Origin of the sequence: Rhizobium sp. SEMIA 4085 (genome assembly GCF_013004495.1) — a bacterium.
Classification (GTDB): domain Bacteria; phylum Pseudomonadota; class Alphaproteobacteria; order Rhizobiales; family Rhizobiaceae; genus Rhizobium; species Rhizobium gallicum.
Map to the genome: position 1 here is coordinate 1 of NZ_JABEPH010000601.1, position 2,134 is coordinate 2,134.

4 protein-coding genes are annotated in these 2,134 nt (G+C 57.5%); 1 reads left to right on the forward strand and 3 read right to left on the reverse strand.

Going from position 1 to position 2,134, the window contains the following annotated elements:
- The 3 genes from C9413_RS31500 to C9413_RS31510 all read right to left on the reverse strand — a co-directional run.
- On the reverse strand, nt 1-235 hold a 235-nt coding region (locus C9413_RS31500; RefSeq protein WP_246703912.1), incomplete at its 3' end, for a substrate-binding domain-containing protein.
- Between the two features lie 286 nt (nt 236-521).
- A complete protein-coding gene (locus C9413_RS31505; protein ID WP_166677456.1) occupies nt 522-665 on the reverse strand; it encodes a hypothetical protein in 144 nt (47 codons plus the stop codon).
- Between the two features lie 19 nt (nt 666-684).
- Entirely contained in the window at nt 685-1,044 is a 360-nt protein-coding gene (locus C9413_RS31510; RefSeq protein WP_039845125.1) for a VOC family protein, read from the reverse strand.
- A gap of 694 nt (nt 1,045-1,738) precedes the next feature.
- Here C9413_RS31510 and C9413_RS31515 point away from each other — a divergent pair.
- A partial coding sequence (locus C9413_RS31515; RefSeq protein ID WP_246703913.1) for a tRNA-dihydrouridine synthase occupies nt 1,739-2,134 on the forward strand: 396 nt, incomplete at its 3' end.

Below are 2,134 nucleotides of genomic sequence, written 5' to 3' on the forward strand. Positions count from 1 at the left end.
ACGCTACCTGGCTTCCCGCCTTGATTTTTCCCAACGCGGTCAGATCCTGAACCAGGTTCGGATTGATGATGACGAGGTCAAAAGGTTCCCCAGTTTCAATCTGCTTCTTTACCGTCGGATTGAGCTCCCACTTGACCGCAACTGTGAATCCTGTAGCCGTTTCGAACTGGGATATGAGAGCAAGGACGGCAGGTCGGACCGCAATAGCGCCAAAAAGCCGGATTTCCTGATTCATGGCCTAACCTGAAATTCGGTCGAAACGATCTTCCTTACAATGCGTATCCAGCCAGCGTTCCACGGCGCCCGCCGATCTATGTTCAGTGCCCATCGTGTCGGCCCCCGAAACAAACCGACACCCAATGAATCCATACCAGAATCATGCTGGGAATGCGTTTCTCAAACAGGCTCAAAAGAAAGCGAACGGCGAGCCCTAGCCGCATTGGCGGGGCATTCGATCTAACCTTGACCCGCGACCCCCCAGCATTCAGTACCGAACGCAGTTGCAGATGATCTCTGGAACTTCATGATTTCTCGTCATCGGCATCGACGGCAATCGCGACCGCGTCGGGTTCCGAGTTTCGTCCGTGCCGCGCCAGCAGCGAGGGCACTAGCAGATCGCCGTTCCGGCAAGCCTCGATCTTTCGGCCGGCAAGATCGTGCGCCATGAGCCAGCCTTCATTGCGGTCATGCAAGCGGGTAGGGCCGCGAGGGCGGCGTCGCTAGCGTGAGCAGGTTGCCGTCAGGATCACGCACCTGCGCCAGGGTGGAGTAGTCGCCCTCAATGTCGTCCCCGAGCACGATCCCCAGGCCCTGCAGTCTGCGGCGCTCGGCCGCAACATCATCGACGATAAGGAAAATCACGCCCCTGCCGGCGATCTCGTCGTCGGTTGAAAGCGCTAACCCGCCCTGATCGAAGAGCTCCCACTGCACCAGCGTGTCCATTGGCCGATAATCCGGTCCATGACCAAGCAGCTTCGTATACCAGACTTCGGCCGCCGCAAGGTCTGCGGTGAGCAATGCGGTGTAGATCTTCTGCAGGTTCATTGTTCTTCTCCGGGCCAAACTCGACGTGAAACGCTGACCGACCAGCAAGGTTGCCGCGACACCTGGAGCGAAGCGGGCAGCCGCACCGTTTCAGTCAATGAGGAAGCGCGACGTATAGTGTCAAAGAACGGCCGAAAAAGCGAGCTGCTTTGAATGCAGACGCGGGCAACCATTCGTTAGCTCGGCTTTAAAAAAAGCGGCCCTGTATCAGCGCAACTCGCCAATACACGCGGCGTGGTAACAGCCCGGATCGGCTGTTCGCGAGGAGATGTTCTAGTTTTAAGGTTCCTGGTTACGCAATCGCAATTCCCAAGGTCGTGTCCCGCCAAGTGGTGTAGCTCGCAGGGCCATCGCGCCGGGAAGCAGTTCAAGTACCTTGGATTTAGCCGCTTGGGTTATCTTGACGCCAAAGCCGTCTGTTGAAGGTCTGGGCTTTGCTTTGCACGAGGCACCGTCTCGCTTAATCCGAATCTGTGCGTTATAAGCCTTCGTCCCTTTTTTCGTGTTCGCTCTGATACATACCCATCAGTGATACAAAACCTCCTGCAAGTGCTATGCCGTAGCATCGGCATCTCAAAAACGGTCGAAAAAGGCAAAAAACGAGATCGAACGAGACATGACGGAACTTACCAGAAGGCCTTCAGCACAAGGAAAATCCCACTATTCCAATGGCCGCGTGCTCGCGGTCGCACCCATGATTGACTGGACCGATCGCCATTGTCGGTATTTCCACCGGCAGATCAGCCGGAACGCCTTGCTCTATACCGAAATGGTTGTGGCGGACGCGATCATTCACGGGCCGCGGGAGAGGCTGCTGTCGTTTAATATTGACGAGCATCCGGTAGCGCTGCAGCTCGGCGGATCGGATCCGGTGAAACTTGCCGAGGCGCTGCGGATCGCCGGACCCTACGGCTACGACGAGATCAACCTCAATGTCGGCTGTCCTTCGGACCGGGTGCAATCGGGAACCTTCGGGGCCTGTCTGATGCTGACCCCGGAGGTGGTGGCGGATTGCGTTAGGGCCATGAAGGCAGTGTCCAAGGGAACGGTCACGGAAGAAGGCCGGATCGGGGGGGGCGGGCGGGGGGGG